Below are 16114 nucleotides of genomic sequence, written 5' to 3'. Positions count from 1 at the left end.
TATTCGTCCCCGTTGTCACCCAATAGATAATGCGTCCATAGCTCAGTTGGTTAGAGCACCACCTTGACATGGTGGGGGTCGGTGGTTCGAGTCCACTTGGACGCACCATTTATTTTTCGGCAACATCTCAATACAGTGCGTCCATAGCTCAGTTGGTTAGAGCACCACCTTGACATGGTGGGGGTCGGTGGTTCGAGTCCACTTGGACGCACCATTTCTCTTTCTCTATATTTTCTTATTGTTGTTCATCTTACCTACCCTACAAAATAATTAATCTAGCTTGCAATATTTTATTGCGCAACAAATTGTTTAAAAAACAAGCAGTCAGCGCTGTATTTTGATCACATCACTTAAATTTACCTTTTTTCGATTTTCTTCATAGAAATTAACCTCTATAATACGAAACATAATTTTGTTGAAAGGTTTCAGCGTATTGATTTACGGGCATCTTTAGAAAACAGAACAAATGAATCGTGATAGACTATAATGTAAGATGTCTACCAACCCTTGAAACAAAATAGTGACAAGATTTTTATGATGTTGCTGAACCATTAACATGTTGCGCAACTTATCCATTAGAGGTGAGTTTGTACATCCTGTTTTGCACCGTTGATACAGTTAATAGAAAACGGCGACATTAATCCTTATTCATCCATTACAATACAACCATTAAATAGACTGCCATGAAAAAGACAAAAATTGTTTGCACCATCGGGCCAAAAACCGAATCTGAAGAAAAACTGAATCAATTACTAGACGCAGGCATGAACGTTATGCGTCTAAACTTCTCTCACGGTGACTATGAAGAGCATGGCAACCGTATCAAAAACCTACGTAACGTTTGCGCTAAAACAGGCAAAAAGGCCGCTATCTTATTAGATACTAAAGGCCCAGAAATCCGTACCATCAAATTAGAAGGTGGTAATGATGTTACTTTAGTTGCGGGTCAAACTTTCACTTTCACCACAGACAAAACTGTTGTGGGTAACAAAGACCGCGTTGCGGTGACTTACGAAGGTTTCGCTAAAGACTTAACTGTTGGTAACACCGTTTTAGTTGATGATGGTCTTATCGGCATGAAAGTAACGGCTGTAACTGATACAGAAGTTGTTTGTGAAGTTTTAAACAACGGTGACTTAGGTGAAAATAAAGGTGTTAACTTACCTGGCGTTTCTATCGGTTTACCTGCATTAGCTGAAAAAGATAAACAAGATCTTATCTTTGGTTGCGAGCAAGGCGTTGATTTCGTTGCTGCATCATTTATTCGTAAACGTTCTGACGTTGAAGAAATGCGTGCTCACTTAAATGCACACGGTGGCGAAAACATTATGATCATCTCAAAAATTGAAAACCAAGAAGGTTTAAACAATTTTGATGAGATCTTAGAAGCCTCTGACGGCATCATGGTTGCTCGTGGTGACTTAGGTGTTGAAATCCCAGTTGAAGAAGTTATCTTTGCACAAAAAATGATGATCGAAAAATGTAACGCTGCGCGTAAAGTGGTTATCACTGCAACGCAAATGTTAGATTCAATGATCAAAAACCCACGCCCTACTCGTGCTGAAGCGGGTGACGTTGCGAATGCTATCTTAGATGGTACTGATGCGGTTATGTTGTCAGGTGAAAGTGCTAAAGGTAAATACCCAGTAGAAGCTGTGACTATCATGGCAACTATCTGTGAGCGTACAGACCGTATCATGCAATCTCGCCTTGATTACAAACAAACAGCTGCGAAATTACGCGTAACTGAAGCAGTTTGTCGCGGTGCGGTAGAAATGGCTGAAAACTTAGATGCACCTCTGATTGTTGTTGCAACTTTCGGTGGTAAATCAGCTCGTTCTATCCGTAAATACTTCCCAACTGCACCAATCTTAGCATTAACAAACAACGAAGAAACAGCTCGTCAGTTACTGTTAGTTAAAGGTGTAACAACACAATTAGTTAACGAAATCTCTTCTACTGATGACTTCTACCGTATTGGTAAAGAAGCGGCATTAGCAAGTGGTTTAGCTCACTCAGGTGACCGTGTTGTTATGGTAACTGGCGCATTAGTTGATAGCGGTACAACAAATACTTCATCTGTTCACGTTCTGTAATTCTTTATTCATTTAGTCGCTTTACAATTTAAAACACCACTTCAATATTTGAAGTGGTGTTTTTTTAATGCTTTATTTATTAGTGACAATTTCCTTTACCTGTTCGTCTTTTTATTACACGTTATTCTTATTTGTCTCTTCTTTATTTTCTAATAACAGATAATGTGTTGCACGAGCACGAGGATGAATAAAAAAGTGCCCTGCTGGCGCATTATGGCTTTTAATGTGAATTAAGGAGACGTTGCTGAGTGTTTTACCTTGTTTAGAACGACACACGTAAACAATAAAGGGTAAAGCAAAGATAACAAAGAAGCCGACTATCAGTAAGGTCACATACGTTTTATCACTACTTGCGTTTGGCAAAGAGCTTGGTGGGAAAAAAGAAACCACAAACGCAATAATAGAGAGTAATAAACCAGCCATTGCAACAATAAGTTTAACATTTTTACCACCAGGAATACTAAATGCACGTTTTTTATCTACTTGCTTACAAGTAAGTTGCATATACCCTAAGAAAAGCATGAAATAACTACAAAGATAAATAACGACCGTTAAGGCTAAAGCAATCAAGAATGACATATTACCGCCGCCACCAGTGTTAGTCAGAATAATGATCGCAATACTTGTTATCAATAATTGAGAAATCACTAAAGCAACAGGTACTCCGTTTTTATTCACCTTCGCCAACGCTTTCGGTAAAATTCCTTTTTCAGCGGCAACATACATGCCACGAGAAGGTCCTACAATCCAAGAAGCTATCTCGGCTAAAACTCCTAGCAATAATAACGTAGCAATAATCCTAACCGTCCAATCAAGTGTACTACTGAAATGGGAGACTAAAACACTGAACGTTTGTACCACGCCTGCTGATAAATTAATTTCATTATTAGGTATCACTGCTGCAACAGATAATCCCCCAATAGAGCTTAAACAAATTGCCACTATCATGAGTAAAAACATGGCGATGGGGTAATCTCGTCCAGGGTTTTTCATCTCATTAACATGAGTTGCTGAAGCTTCTACGCCCATATAACTTAAAATGAATGCAACAAAAACCACTAATGTCCCAATTTGGGTAAAGTCAGGGAAAAAGGTTTTTGCGCTTATTTCAATCGCTAATGGTGCACCACTCATTAAATAGCTAACAGCTAAAATAATTAAAATTAAAGCCGGTAATAAAATACCTGCAAAAAAACCAAGTTTGGCAATAGATGCCGTATATTTTGTACCGCCAAATTGCGTAAATGCTAATACCCAAAGAATAATTAAAGCTGCGACTGTTTTAATTACTGGATCGGTATTTAACTCAGGCCAATTGAGAATATAAGAAAGCGCGCCTAAGACGAAGTAAAGCATAGGAATAAAACCAATAGCAATTTGTAGATAACCAAAAGAGATGGCGGCAAACCCCCAGCGTTCTCCTAATGTATTCGATACCCAAGCAAATATTCCCCCTTCTTGCCAGCCTTCTACGGTAGCCATTTCAGCTGCACATAATGCAACAGGAATAAACCACAATAATCCACCTAAAAGTAAGAAGAAAACAAGGCTAAAACCAGATGTGGCAAACGTCGGATATTCATATACCGCCATCACCATCGAAGCGGTAATAGCAAAAAAACCGACTAATGTAAGTTGTTTTGGTGCTGAATTTGTTGATGATGTAGTCATACAATCCTCCTGAACTTTATTCAGAAAAATAATTACGGTCGAGTTATTATCTAGAAAGAGGTTGAGAATAGATAAAGATCCTCAACCTCAAAACGAACAGAATTTAGCTATGGTTAAAACCTCTACCATCTTCTGCTGATAGAGGATTGCAGACAGGGTGCTTATCAAAATATTCTAGCGTACGTTTGAAATCATCAACTAATAATGAAGCAAGATCTAGACTTACACCATGACGAACTAAAATACGCTGGATCACTAAATCCTCCCGATTAGCTGGCATAGAGTAAGCGGGAACCTGCCAACCACGACTACGTAATTTATCTGCAACATCGTATAAAGAGTAAGTGACTTTAGCCCCTTTTTTTAGTTTCCATGCTAATGCTGGGATACCTTCTTTACAGTCACCACTAAATATCATTTCAAAAGGGCCTAACTTTTCAATTTCCCTTGCTAAATATTGTGCTGTTGAGTAGCAAGCATTATGAATTTTTGCATATCCTTCTCGGCCTAAGCGTAAGAAGTTATAATATTGAGCGATAATTTGACCACCAGGGCGTGAGAAATTCAGCGCAAAAGTAGGCATATTGCCGCCTAAATAGTTCACATTAAAAATAAGCTCTTCAGGAAGATCTTTTGCTTCACGCCAAATAACCCAACCCGCACCTAATGGTGCTAAACCAAATTTATGCCCCGAGGCATTAATAGATTTTACTCGTGGTAAACGGAAATCCCATTCAATATCAGGTGCGCAAAATGGTGCTAAAAAGCCCCCACTTGCACCATCAACGTGAATTGGAATATCTAATCCCGTTTCTTTTTGAAGTTTATCTAATGCGTCATGAACCGCTTTAACAGGCTCATAGGTACAGGTAAAAGTAACGCCTAATGTTGGAACAACCCCAATGGTATTTTCATCCACACGTTTAATGACTTCTTCTGGGCTCATCATTAAACGATCACCTTCTAAAGGGATCTCTCTTAATTCCACATCAAAATAACGAGCGAATTTATGCCAACAGATTTGAACAGGACCACAAATCAAGTTTGGTTTATCAGTCGGTTTTCCCTGTGCAATACGTTTTTTACGCCATTGCCATTTTAATGCTAACCCGCCTAACATTGCGGCTTCGGATGAACCGATAGTAGAACAACCTAATGTATTTAATGCATCAGGCGAACCCCACAAATCAGCCAACATATGAACACAACGATTTTCAATTTCAGCTGTTTGCGGATATTCATCTTTATCTATCATGTTCTTATCGATAGAAAGATCCATTAAATCGCGTATTTCATCATCAACCCAAGTTTGACAAAATGTCGCTAAATTTTGTCTTGAGTTTCCATCTAACATTAATTCATCACGAACAGCATCAAAAACATTACGTGGATTATTTTCTTTCTGTGGAATTTTTGTTTTAGGTAAGGATTGAGAGAGATCGAGAGATGCATATACATCATCTAGGTCATTATAATTTGATGATTTGTTTTTCATATTATTACCCTACAATAATAAATATTATAAGACATGGAATAAGCTTAATGCTTATTTATTAAAGATAGTCAACAATATAAAAAGTGAGAAATTAAATTCAAATTTAATTTTTAGATTTTACAATTAACGCGAGATTTTGTTTTGAAAAAAAATCAAACTTCAATGTAATACATTGAAATAATAAAAATTATAAGTGTAAACACCTATCATAAAAACATTTCATTATCATAAAAACAACATTAACATTATAAAAAAACAAGCGCCATTTTACTGAGTAAAATGGCCTCATCTAGTACTTATTAATATTTTTTTACCCTATGAGATTTATGTTTGGTCTAATACAAAAGTAACGCTATATTAAACAAATATAAAAAATATCTTATGTAAATGGTTGTATCCAATACTATGTATTACAAATACTGAATTAATTCTATTAGGAATAAACTATGCCAGAAAATAACATTGATAGTAGAGTATTCGCTTGTACTACCCTCGCAATTAAAGATAAGAAAAATCGTATTTATCATGGTAGAACAATGGAATTTTCAGTAGACAAGCCTGCTTCAATATTTGCATATTATCCTAAAGAACATACTTTCCAGCAAAAAGCCCCTGATGGTACCCTAGGATTAAAATATACTGTCAAATATCCTTTTATGGCGATCGTTGCGCCAATCAATTTAGAAGGCACAAAAGACGTACTTGAAGGTGTTAATTCTCAGGGACTCTCTTTTAGCTTAAATATGCTACCCGATTCAAATCTCGATGATATTAGCCCACAAGATTACGCAACGTCAGTGCCTATCGCGGCAATTGGTGAATGGGCGTTAGCACAATATAAAACCGTTGAAGAATTAAAACTCGCGATCCCTAAAACGGTATTTTGGTCACAAAAACTACTCCTTTTACGTAACTTACCCAGCCCTTTCCATTATGCATTTTATGACAAAACAGGAGCTTGTATTGTTATTGAAGTTTCTGATGGAAAATTACATATTTATGATAATCCTACTTATTGCATGACCAATGGTCCGTTATTTCCATGGCATTTAACCAATTTAAATAATTACACCCATCTTTCGAATGTTAATATTTCCAGCAGCACATTAGGAAATATAAAAATAAAACAACCTGACAGTGGAATTGCTTTAGCCTCGTTGCCCAATTCTGATACTTCTGTAGATAGATTTATTCGTGCTGTTTACTACACAACCTACTATCACAAAGTGTCTGATCCAGATACACAGTTAGTTGAATTAGCACATATTATGAATAGGTTCGATCGACCTAAAAACGCCACTATTGATCCCCTATTAGGTCACGATACGTTAAAAGCACTTCATACTAGTGAATTTTCAGTATGGACAACACTAACGGATTTAGAACGCGGAATACTTTTCTTTAGGGGATACAACGATCTCAACTTCCAAAAATTTACACTTGAATCGTTTAGAAATGAAGTAGAACCCATTTTCATAAAAGTAAATTTAGGTGGTGCTTTATAGCTATAAATATAAGTAACAATAGAACAATGTAGATAAAAATGTTTTTCTATCAGACTTTTATGAATAAAAATCTTTTGTGAAATAACACGCATTTTTTGTACTGAATATTTGCGTTTTAGGTGTTATTTTTTCTATTGTTCAACTAATGGTTCAGTAGAATGTGATAAATAAATCCAGCATTTTCCTATATATGTGCCATACTTATTAATGGTTTCATATAAATGCTACTTGTTCCTTTACACAAACTAATAATAGAGGTTGTAACTATGAAAGCGAAACTTGTACTAGGTGCAGTGATTCTGGCTTCAGGCTTATTAGCGGGTTGTTCTTCTAGTAATAATGCACAATTGGATCAAATCTCTTCTGATGTAAGCCGTCTGAATACTCAAGTTCAGCAACTAAGTGGTGATGTACAATCTGCTCGCGCTGAAGCTAAATCAGCTTACGACGAAGCAGCTCGCGCAAATCAGCGTTTAGATAACCAAGTCACTACTTATAAAAAGTAATTTGACTCACTGATAGGCTGAAAACAGCTTTAGAACAGTACTAATAGCAAATAGCAAAGCCCCAATCTACAATGATTGGGGCTTTATTTTTTCAAAAAATAAACTATAAATTAAGCTCCTCTAAATTCTGCTGTATTATCCTATTTTTCTCTAATTTATGATTAATTTTATCGGCCACATTTCTTTTTAATAGTTCAATCTCTCCTTGATATTTTTCATTTATATTTTTAAGTAATGCAATAATGTTATCGTTTTGAGTAGTTTCGCAATCACTTTTAATAGTAAAATTATTATTAATTAATTCAAATATCTGTGATTTTAATAAGTCGTTATGACCAGGATTAATATTCTTCTGAAAATGTTCATTCGCCTGTTGATAAACCTGATACAGTGTCGCCAGCATTATATTGACTGATTTATCGGAGTGACCTTTATTGACTGATAAAGATTTTTTTGTTTGATTTAATAGTTCATTTTTGATGGAAGAGAATAATTTAGTCACATCATTAGTCAATGTTTTATGGGTTAGCTTAGTACTAATACATCCACTATTATTCAATTTTTTTGCGTCTAATTTTTCATATTCATCCTTTTTTGTTTTTGTTGAGATCCGCTGAATAAACTCACCGCATGTTTTATTAATATTCTGTTGTCTTTTCGCTTCACTTCCAACAAAAAGAGTTTCTGCACTATTTTTTATTGAAACGACTATATTTGCCAATTGACTAAATTTATTTTCAATACTGGAAGTAATACGTTCATAAATACCACGAGTAACATTTATTGAATTAATTTCCATATCTATAACTCACTTATTTTACAAAAAGAAGTTACTTATATTAAAGAATAAAACGTCAATTTAATGTTAAAAATATACCTTTATTAGATTAAACTGTTTTATATAAATTATTATTGTAAAAAAAAACAGATGCTTAAAGCATCTGTTTTTTTACAATATCATCCAATCTTAGTAGGCTGTAACCTCTACAGGAATACCTGAACGTCGAATAAGCTCTGCATCGACTTTATTTTTATCGACTTTGCCACTTTCATACCAAGTATTGAATTGTTTCGTGAATGTAAGAGGCATGGTTTGTGGATCATCATTTTCATTACGTGATAATGGCTGATGGACTTCAATAAACTGTCTGCCATCAGCAGTTTCAGTAAATTTAATCGGTTTATTGATAATTTGAACACGACTGCCTTTAGGAACCACATTAAACAAGGTTTCAATATCATTTGGTCTTAAACGAATACAACCTGAACTCACTCTTAATCCAATACCAAAATCTGCATTTGTACCGTGAATTAAATATTCGCCACGACTATGAGCTAATCTTAATGCATAAGCTCCCATTGGATTTTCAGGGCCAGCAGGAACGACCGCAGGGAGCGAGATCCCTTTTGCTGCATAGTTTTTACGAATATTGGCCGTTGGAGTCCATGTAGGATCTTTAATCAACTGAGAAATAGACGTCACCATTTCAGGCGTTTCTCGTCCTAATTGACCAATGCCGATAGGATAAACATCAACGGTGCTACCCTCTTTCGGGTAATAATAAAGACGTAATTCGGCAAGATTGATGACAATACCTTTATGTACCGTATCAGGCAAAATCATCTGCAATGGAATATTTAATGTTTTACCTGCATCAGGTAAAAGCGGATCAATACCAGGATTTGCTTCCATCATATTAAGCAATCCCACTTGATATTCAGACGCAATAGCTTCTAATGAACGCTTATCATCTGGCACGATATACGAAACATTCTCGCCGATAATACGCTGACCATCAGTGGGTAACAGGTATTCTGTCGCATAAGATAAGTGGCTGTTCATCCCTAACAGCGATACTCCCAATAGGGTTAACCATTTATTCATCGTTTATCCCGTGTGTTAGAAATAAAATAAACTGACTATTATGATGATAACATTATCATTGTTATGCTATTCATATAATAAGTCAGTTTAGAACATTAATGTGGGATTAGGTAACATTTATGCTACAGCGTATTCTGAAAAACGCTTAATCAGTGTCGTGACCATCGCATGCAAGCCTTGAGTTCGAGAAGGTGTTAAGTGGCTTTCTAGCGCTAGTGATGAAAAATACTGTTTTACATCTGTGGATAATGCTTGTTCGAGCGTCTTCCCCTGAAATAAGATAATTACCAAGGCAACAAGCCCTTTGACAATGCCTGCATCGCTATCACCCGCGAGAATCAGTTGCTTATTCTCATTAAGAGCAACAGCGATCCACACTTGACTTTGGCAACCCTCAATAAAATTAGCTGAAGTGCGTTGTTCATCTGTTAATGGTGGAAGGCGCTCGCCTAACTCCATCATATAGAGATAACGTTGTTCCCAATCCTGACAACGAGAGAAATTGCGTAATAATTTTGCTTCATCTGGCAAATTGGCCACTGCCATGAATAACCTCTTTTTTAATCTTTAACCTAATAACATTTCAACACGTAATAACGCATTAACCAACGCATCGATATCATTTTTATTGGTATATAAACCAAGAGATGCACGACACATTGCAGGAACTTGGTAATAATCCATAATTGGCATCGCACAATGATGCCCTGTACGAATCGCAATACCATAATTATCAAGAAATGCCCCAACATCATAAGCATGGTGTTTACCTAAATTAAACGCTATCACACCTTGTCGAGAATCATTGCCATAAAGCGTTAAAGATTTTACTTTTTGCAACTGCTCTTGGGCATACTTCATTATACTATTTTCATACTCAGCAATATTATTCATACCTAACTGTGAAAGATAATCTAATGCAGCACCTAAGCCAATCATTCCCATTATATTAGGTGTTCCCGCTTCAAAGCGCCAAGGTGCATCTGCGTAGGTAATATCACCATTAATATGAACATGTTTTATCATTGCGCCACCGCCTTCCCAAGGCGGTAATTCATCCAGTATCGCTTTTTTACCATACAGCAAACCAATGCCAGTAGGCCCATAAAGTTTATGGCCGCTACAAACAAAAAAGTCACAATCAAGTTGTGAAACATTAATCGATTGATGCATAGCACTTTGCGCCCCATCAACCAATATATGTAGCTCCCCTCCTTGATCAATAGCATATTGGCGAGCATCACGAATAATTTGAGCGATAGGATTCACTGTGCCCAATACATTTGATTGGTGCGTAAGGCTGAATAATTTAGTTCGTTCGTCGATTAAGCGAGGTAATTGAGCTAAATCGAGCGTGCCGTCTTGCAATAGCGGTAACACACGAACATTAAAACCATACTGTTTTGCCAACATATACCAAGGAACAATATTTGCATGATGTTCCATTTCTGTGATGATGATATTGTCACCATCATTCAAAAATCGTTGGCTATAAACATTCGCAATTAAGTTGATGCCTTCGGTTGTTCCTTTAACAAAAATAATCTCGTCTTCGCTATTGGCACCTAAAAAATCACTGGCTTTTTTACGGACATTTTCAACTAAGGTAGTCGCATTTGCACTCAAGGTATGAATGCCGCGGTGAACCGCGGCATATTGTGTTAAGGCAAATTGTTTTTCATGTTCAATGACGCAAGCCGGTTTTTGAGCACTTGCGGCACTGTCGAGATAAACCAGTGGTTTTTCTTTCACTTGCTGTGAAAGAATTGGAAAATCATCTCGCGCTTTTTCAATGGAATGCGTCATAATGCCCTATTTTATACCTCTAATAAGCGCTGATTAATTCTGTCTAATACATGCGCCTTGATCACACTATTTTCTAGCGATTCAGTTAATTCAGCCGCAAATGCATGGATGATCATTTTACGTGCGTTACTTAAAGAAATACCGCGTGAACGCAAATAAAATAGTTGCTCATCATCAATTCGCCCCACAGTGGCTCCATGACTACATTTCACATCATCAGCATAGATTTCAAGCTGTGGTTTAGTATCGATTTGCGCTTTCTCACCCAGCAACAGATTATTATTAGTCATTTGACCATCTGTTTTTAAGGCTTGAGGTGTCACCGTGATCATACCGTTAAATACAGCTTTCCCTGCATCCATCGCAATACTTTTATGCAGTTGACGACTCTGGCAATTTTTCTCACTATGAACCAGCCATGTACGGGTATCCGCTATTTCGCCTGCTTTAGGTAATACAACGCTATTCATTGAAAGCTCTGTATTTTCACCTTTTAGTGCCGAACTCGTGTGATGACGACTAAGTTTAGCGCCTAATAAGAAAGCATAACTATTGACACGAGCATCACGCCCTATTGTCAGATCGTTATGAGCAAAATGCTGACTTACGCTATTCTCAAAACTTAATTTGATATGGTTAAAAGAGGCATTATCACCAATCGTTGCGGTTAATCTTGCCCCTGTAAAGTGACGGTTTTCGTTGTCACTGCTGATATAATGCTCTACCACTTGCATCTGAGTATTTGCACCAACATCAAGGTGAAAACGATAATTTGCACTATTTACCTCTGCGCTTTGATCACCTTGAGTAATATTGAGGATATAAAGTGGTTTATCCGCAATAACACCCGCTTTCAGGGTAATCAACAAAGGATGTGGCGCTAAGCTTTCAACTAAATGCAGGAAAATTTCACCATTTACCGCTGTAGGTAATTCACTTTGATTATCAAGTAACGTCACTTGATAAGGACCAAAATCTTTACTGCTTTCTGTCGGTGAGAATGTGCCATTCACCATTACAATACGATAGCAATCAAAAGATAAAGCTTGTTTAGCTATTAAGCTTTGCACATCAAAAGGTGGCAATTGTTGATAACTTTGGCTTAACGTTTCGTCTAATGGCGTATAGTGCCAATCTTCATGACGATAAGCGGGAAAGCCCATTTTTTCAACTTGCAACCAGTGATTACGTGCATTCAGATTTTCGTCACCTTTACGTTGATGATATAACGTTGAAAACGTTTTTAATGCTTGTTGATTACGCAGTTCAACTTGGCGCTGTTTTTCACGCTTTTCATTGAGGGTCAATAAGCCAGCCATAACCTTGTTCCTCCAATTTTTGCGCCAATGAAAAATCACCAGATTTAATGATTTTTCCCTGATAAAGCACATGTACAAAATCAGGTTTAATATAGTCAAGAATGCGTTGGTAATGTGTTACAACAATAAAAGCACGTTTACCATCACGTAAGCTATTAACACCATTAGAAACGATTTTTAATGCGTCGATATCAAGTCCTGAGTCTGTTTCATCTAAAATACATAATTCCGGCTCTAACGCAGCCATTTGCAAAATATCGTTACGTTTTTTTTCACCACCAGAAAATCCCACGTTAACTGAGCGTGTTAACAAATCTTGTGGCATATCTAGCAATTTAATTTTATCTTCAATAAAGTCTTCAAAATCAAAGCGATCTAATGGCTCTTGACCACGATATTCTCTCACTGCATTTACAGAAGATTGTAAGAAAAATTGATTGCTGACACCGGGTATTTCAACAGGATATTGAAATGCCATAAAGATGCCTTCACCTGCGCGATCTTCTGGTTCTAATTCCAATAAATCTTTATTTTTAAAGGTGATTGAACCTTCATCGACTTCATATTCATCACGACCAGCAAGTGTTGCTGATAAGGTACTTTTACCCGAGCCATTTGGCCCCATAATCGCGTGAACTTCACCTGCACGAACCTGCAAATCTAATCCTTTTAGGATCTCGTTGCCTTCAACACTGACATGTAAATTTTTAATCTCTAACATAATATATGCCTTCGGTATCTTTATACTCAGAATTTGGTTAATAGTTAACCGACGCTATGTTCTAAGCTGATAGCTAATAATTTTTGTGCTTCCACAGCAAATTCCAGCGGTAATTCTGAGAACACATCTTTACAAAATCCGTTTACAATCATTGAGATTGCATCATCTTCGCTTAATCCACGCTGACGACAATAGAACAACTGATCCTCACCAATACGTGACGTTGTCGCTTCGTGTTCAAGCTGTGCTGAGTTGTTCATTACTTCAACATAAGGGAAAGTATGCGCACCGCACTGCGTACCAATTAACATGGAATCACATTGGGTAAAGTTACGGGCATTTTGCGCACTAGGGAGTACTTTTACGAGTCCACGGTAACTGTTTTGGCTTTTACCTGCAGAAATACCTTTAGAGATAATGGTTGATTTGGTATTTTTGCCGATATGGATCATCTTAGTGCCCGTATCTGCTTGTTGATTGCCATTGGTTAAGGCAACAGAGAAAAATTCAGCGCTTGAATTATCCCCTTTTAAAATCACACTTGGATATTTCCATGTGATCGCAGAACCGGTTTCTGATTGCGTCCATGACATTTTGGCGTTTTCGCCTTCGCAAATAGCACGTTTAGTCACAAAATTAAGAATGCCGCCTTCACTATCGCCACCAGAGAACCAGTTTTGCACAGTAGAGTATTTTACTTCGGCATCTTTATGGATAATAACTTCAACCACAGCGGCATGAAGCTGATAGCTATCACGAACAGGTGCTGAACAACCTTCGATATAACTAACGTAACTACCTTCATCAGCAACCAAAATAGTTCGTTCAAATTGACCTGTTTGAGCCGCATTAATACGAAAATAAGTCGATAATTCCATTGGGCAACGAACCCCTTTTGGAATATAAACAAAAGTACCATCAGATGCGACCGCAGCGTTTAATGCAGCAAAGTAGTTATCATGGCTTGATACAACGGTGCCTAAATATTGGCGCACTAAATCAGGATATTCTTGAATAGCTTCGCTAAATGAACAGAAAATAATGCCATGTTCAGCAAGCTCTTCACGATATGTTGTTGAAACGGAAACAGAATCAAAAATAGCATCAACAGCAACGGCTTGCCCTTCTCTTACAGGCACACCGAGTTGGTTAAAAGCATCTTCAACTTCTTTGGTTAAATAATCTTGCGTGGCTTGTTTATCACTCGTAACCGCTTCATTCGCGCCACCAGCACAACTGCCATTAGCGCAACATGAACTACAAGATGGCGCTGAATAATAGCTATAATCTTGATAATTAAGCGATGGATAATCTGCTTTTAGCCAATGAGGCTCTTCCATTTCTAACCAATGGCGATAAGCATCTAAACGAAATTCCAGCATCCACTCTGGTTCGTTTCTTTTTGCCGATATTGCACGTACAACCGCTTCGTTTAATCCTTTTTCTAAGGTATCGGTTGAGATATCGGTATAAAAACCTTCTTTATAGTGGTGATCGCTTAGCCATCCCTGAACTTCATCACCAATTTCAACATTGCTCTGAGACATAATCTGACTTCACTATGTTATACCCCGAAGCTCTCACCACATCCGCAGACGTTTTGAGCTTTAGGATTATTAAATTTAAACATTTGATTAAGTCCTTCACGAACATAATCAACAACCAACCCATCGATAAATGGCATTGCTTTTAATGAGACAAAGAGTTTTGCTCCATTATGTTCATAAACAAGATCATCATCATTTGGGGCAGTAGCGAGTTCAATAACATAACCATACCCTGTACAACCAGAGGGTTTAATACTTAAGGAAAGCCCTTGTTTTTCTGGGTTTTTCTCAACTAAATGGCAGATATGCTTTGCTGCATTATCCGTTAATACAATGCCTTGCCAAGCTGTGTCATTAAGAGAAAAAGTTTCAACGTTGTTTGTCATTTCTGACCTCATTTCGAAAGGAGATTGATATCTTTCCTGACACTAATGGTAATGATAACCCTTATCACTTCAACCATGTCTTTTGAAAGGATATTCTATAAATGTGTATTTTTTGTTCTATTTTTGAGATTACCTTGTTAACAATTAATGTTAACATAATGTAATATAACACTTTTCTGCTCTTTCATTACAAAAAATAAAACTTTTAATTTTTCTTATATTTCGCACAATACGCATATAAGTTGCAATATAAATACACTTTATATGTTATCACTGAAATTTAGAGAAAAAAGCATAAAAATGTGTTTTTACATTACAGCCTATTAGCTCTGTTCACATTCACTTTTATGCTTATTATGAAGGATAAGATAGCACCACTTATGTGATGACCTCTTATTGGATTGTGTGCTCTTTGAACTTATTTACTGATAGTGATGGTTTGAATATATTTGTTTGTACATTCAAGGATTTGACTGTTTTTTTGTTTGTTCGATTGGCTATTGAAGTTGCTAATCAATTGTAGTTGCCATACTCGGTTCGTTTTAAGATCAGCCGCTAAAACACCTTCATAGCTCACATTCTCTTTTGCGTATTCCCCTTCAAAAAAGACATGTCGGCTTTCCACATTTGGGATAGTTAATGGTTTTATCGATGTGGATGTTTCATTCATACCATCTATTATCGCAATATTATCAACTATGCCTTGTGCTCCTGCATCCACATCGTAACTCATTGCATCAATCATTTTAAAATAAACCAGACGAACTTCTGTCAAATCACAAATAGGTTCTGATTTATAAACCATCATTTCTGTTGTGACGTCCTGAATATTATCTGGTAATGATTTAAAATAATTTTCAGTATCTTCTCTGCTCATTGTAAATGAAGTGGGATAAGCCATATTAAAGCCAGAAATAGTTTGTACTGGAATATTACTTATATCATTACTCGTTTCAGAGGTAGAATTATTATCGCATCCGCTGATTAATAAACCTGCAATTAATAATACTGTAGTGTTGAATTTAGAAATAGTTAACATTATTGATCGTCTTATCTTTTATTATGAAGATAATGATTATCATTAAAAATAAAATCTAAATAAAGAAATAATTCTATTTTCTCTCTATTTTTATTCTTTTTGACATTATCTATAAACATAAAAAAACGCACAAAGCGA

General features: G+C 36.6%; 14 protein-coding genes and 2 tRNA genes. 5 read left to right on the top strand and 11 right to left on the bottom strand.

Going from position 1 to position 16114, the window contains the following annotated elements:
• Positions 1-31 precede the first annotated feature (31 nt).
• The 3 genes from ACNART_RS00645 (at position 32) to pykF (ending at position 2096) form a co-directional block, all read left to right on the top strand.
• Positions 32-108, top strand: a tRNA-Val gene (locus tag ACNART_RS00645).
• Between the two features lie 29 nt (positions 109-137).
• Positions 138-214, top strand: a tRNA-Val gene (locus ACNART_RS00640).
• A 469-nt stretch (positions 215-683) separates the two neighbouring features.
• The gene (gene pykF / locus ACNART_RS00635; RefSeq protein ID WP_109372420.1) at positions 684-2096 is read left to right on the top strand and encodes a pyruvate kinase PykF; all 1413 of its coding nucleotides are present in this window, start codon (positions 684-686) and stop codon (positions 2094-2096) included.
• 114 nt (positions 2097-2210) lie between these two features.
• Here the strand turns inward: pykF and gadC are convergent, their stop codons facing one another.
• The gene (gadC, locus tag ACNART_RS00630; protein ID WP_198625575.1) at positions 2211-3767 is read right to left on the bottom strand and encodes a glutamate:gamma-aminobutyrate antiporter; all 1557 of its coding nucleotides are present in this window, start codon (positions 3765-3767) and stop codon (positions 2211-2213) included.
• A gap of 103 nt (positions 3768-3870) precedes the next feature.
• Entirely contained in the window at positions 3871-5262 is a 1392-nt protein-coding gene (locus ACNART_RS00625) for a glutamate decarboxylase (protein ID WP_198619602.1), read from the bottom strand.
• A gap of 446 nt (positions 5263-5708) precedes the next feature.
• Here ACNART_RS00625 and ACNART_RS00620 point away from each other — a divergent pair, with 446 nt between their 5' ends.
• Together ACNART_RS00620 and ACNART_RS00615 are read left to right on the top strand one after the other, a co-directional pair.
• On the top strand, positions 5709-6767 hold the full coding sequence (locus ACNART_RS00620) for a linear amide C-N hydrolase (protein ID WP_198629823.1): 1059 nt from the start codon (positions 5709-5711) through the stop codon (positions 6765-6767).
• Between the two features lie 266 nt (positions 6768-7033).
• A complete protein-coding gene (locus ACNART_RS00615) occupies positions 7034-7273 on the top strand; it encodes an Lpp/OprI family alanine-zipper lipoprotein (RefSeq protein WP_036913221.1) in 240 nt (79 codons plus the stop codon).
• A 103-nt stretch (positions 7274-7376) separates the two neighbouring features.
• On the opposite strand, the gene ACNART_RS00610 is transcribed toward ACNART_RS00615, so the two are convergent.
• The 9 genes from ACNART_RS00610 to ACNART_RS00570 all read right to left on the bottom strand — a co-directional run bounded on the left by ACNART_RS00610 (position 7377) and on the right by ACNART_RS00570 (position 15976).
• The gene (locus ACNART_RS00610) at positions 7377-8072 is read right to left on the bottom strand and encodes a hypothetical protein (protein ID WP_368926812.1); all 696 of its coding nucleotides are present in this window, start codon (positions 8070-8072) and stop codon (positions 7377-7379) included.
• Positions 8073-8240: 168 nt separating this feature from the next.
• Positions 8241-9158: a L,D-transpeptidase family protein gene (locus ACNART_RS00605; protein ID WP_198625573.1), complete on the bottom strand. Its 918-nt coding sequence runs from the start codon at positions 9156-9158 to the stop codon at positions 8241-8243.
• A 117-nt stretch (positions 9159-9275) separates the two neighbouring features.
• Positions 9276-9704 (bottom strand): cysteine desulfuration protein SufE, encoded by a 429-nt coding sequence (sufE, locus tag ACNART_RS00600; RefSeq protein ID WP_198619606.1) that lies wholly within the window; start codon positions 9702-9704, stop codon positions 9276-9278.
• Between the two features lie 21 nt (positions 9705-9725).
• Complete coding sequence (sufS, locus tag ACNART_RS00595; protein ID WP_198619607.1) at positions 9726-10964, bottom strand: cysteine desulfurase SufS; 1239 nt, start codon at positions 10962-10964, stop codon at positions 9726-9728.
• A gap of 11 nt (positions 10965-10975) precedes the next feature.
• Positions 10976-12283, bottom strand: a complete 1308-nt coding sequence (gene sufD, locus ACNART_RS00590) for a Fe-S cluster assembly protein SufD (protein WP_368926814.1) — start codon at positions 12281-12283, stop codon at positions 10976-10978.
• Positions 12258-13004, bottom strand: a complete 747-nt coding sequence (gene sufC / locus ACNART_RS00585; protein WP_023582353.1) for a Fe-S cluster assembly ATPase SufC — start codon at positions 13002-13004, stop codon at positions 12258-12260. Before sufC ends, sufD begins: the two co-directional genes overlap by 26 nt.
• 44 nt (positions 13005-13048) lie before the next feature.
• Complete coding sequence (gene sufB, locus ACNART_RS00580; RefSeq protein WP_198619609.1) at positions 13049-14551, bottom strand: Fe-S cluster assembly protein SufB; 1503 nt, start codon at positions 14549-14551, stop codon at positions 13049-13051.
• Between the two features lie 17 nt (positions 14552-14568).
• Entirely contained in the window at positions 14569-14937 is a 369-nt protein-coding gene (gene sufA / locus ACNART_RS00575) for a Fe-S cluster assembly scaffold SufA (RefSeq protein WP_036913225.1), read from the bottom strand.
• A 418-nt stretch (positions 14938-15355) separates the two neighbouring features.
• Entirely contained in the window at positions 15356-15976 is a 621-nt protein-coding gene (locus ACNART_RS00570; RefSeq protein ID WP_198619610.1) for a hypothetical protein, read from the bottom strand.
• Positions 15977-16114 lie beyond the last annotated feature (138 nt).

The sequence above is a fragment of the Proteus sp. LHD240705 genome (assembly GCF_047921555.1).
In the GTDB taxonomy this organism is placed as follows: Bacteria; Pseudomonadota; Gammaproteobacteria; order Enterobacterales; family Enterobacteriaceae; genus Proteus.
The sequence above is the reverse complement of the archived record's forward strand: the minus strand, read 5'-3'. Positions and strand labels throughout refer to the sequence as shown.